This window comes from Streptomyces sp. NRRL B-24572 (assembly GCF_002156145.1).
GTDB classification, from domain to species: Bacteria; Actinomycetota; Actinomycetes; order Streptomycetales; family Streptomycetaceae; genus Streptomyces; species Streptomyces vietnamensis.
Map to the genome: position 1 here is coordinate 1 of NZ_MWIG01000740.1, position 1,458 is coordinate 1,458.

The 1,458-nt window shown below is 72.4% G+C and carries 1 protein-coding gene; it reads right to left on the reverse strand.

All coding sequences use genetic code 11. The features are described from left to right. Window positions 1-211: 211 nt before the first annotated feature. Window positions 212-1,354 (reverse strand): NADH-quinone oxidoreductase subunit D, encoded by a 1,143-nt coding sequence (locus tag CCN56_RS34870; RefSeq protein ID WP_086831802.1) that lies wholly within the window; start codon window positions 1,352-1,354, stop codon window positions 212-214. Window positions 1,355-1,458: the final 104 nt, after the last annotated feature.

The following is a 1,458-nucleotide window of genomic DNA, read 5'->3' on the forward strand; positions in this document are numbered from 1 at the left end:
CAATGCGTGAGGTCGCGCGGTGCCCCGTACGGGCCCGCGCCGGGGCTTCGCCCTGCTCCGTGCGGGCGCGCGCCTGGCTGGGCCTTCGTCCCGCGCCCGTGTGGGCCCGCGCCTGGCTGGGCGGTGCCCTTCGCCGCAGGGGGACCCCCTTCGCCCCGGCGGAACGATTGCCCGCAACGGCGGGCGCAGGCCCACGACGGGGGGCGGCGGGTTACTTGTCGATGTCGCCGACGACGAAGAACAGCGAGCCCAGGATCGCCACCATGTCCGCGACCAGCGTCCCCGGCAGCAGCTCCACCAGCGCCTGGATGTTGTTGAACGACGCCGAGCGCAGCTTCAGCCGGTACGGCGTCTTCTCGCCCTTGGACACCAGGTAGTAGCCGTTGACGCCGAGCGGGTTCTCGGTCCAGGCGTACGTGTGGCCCTCCGGCGCCTTGAGCACCTTCGGCAGCCGCTGGTTGATCGGGCCCGGCGGCAGCTCGGCCATCCGGTCCAGGCAGGCGTCCGCCAGGTCCAGGGAGTTGTGCGTCTGGTCGAGCAGGCACTCGAACCGGGCGAGGCAGTCGCCCTCCTGCCGCACGGCGACCTTCAGGGCGTCCTGGAGCTCCCCGTACGCGAGGTACGGCTCGTCGCGGCGCAGGTCGAAGTCGACACCCGAGGCGCGGGCGATGGGCCCGGACACCCCGTACGCGTGGACGGTCTCCGGGCTGAGGACGCCGACCCCGCGCGTACGGCCCCGGAAGATCTCGTTGCCGAGGACGAGCCGGTCGTAGACGTCCATCCGCGAGCGGACGTCGGCGACAGCGGCGCGGGCCCGCCCCAGCCAGCCGGCGGGCAGGTCCTCCTTGAGTCCGCCGACCCGGTTGAACATGTAGTGCATCCGGCCGCCGGAGACCTCCTCCATCACCGCCTGGAGCTCCTCGCGCTCCCGGAAGGCGTGGAAGACGGGAGTGATGCCGCCGAGTTCGAGCGGGTACGAGCCGAGGAACATCAGGTGGTTGAGGACCCGGTTCAGCTCGGCGAGGAGCGTCCGCGTCCATACCGCCCGCTCCGGGACCTCCATGCCGAGCATCCGCTCGACGGCCATGACCACGCCGAGCTCGTTGGAGAAGGCGGACAGCCAGTCGTGGCGGTTGGCCAGCATGATGATCTGCCGGTAGTCCCGCGCCTCGAAGAGCTTCTCGGCCCCCCGGTGCATGTAGCCGATCACCGGCTCGGCGTGCCGGACGACCTCGCCGTCGAGCACGAGCCGGAGCCGGAGCACGCCGTGGGTCGAGGGGTGCTGCGGCCCGATGTTCAGCACCATGTCGGTGCTCTCCGCCGCGCCGCCGATTCCGACCGTCGTCTCCGTCATGCGGTCAGTATCCCCTGCCGCCCCGGGCCCCCGGACTCCTGCCCGGAGGACGGACGGGGGCGGCCCCGGGGCACCGGGAGCGGACGGCTCGGCGGACCCTGCGG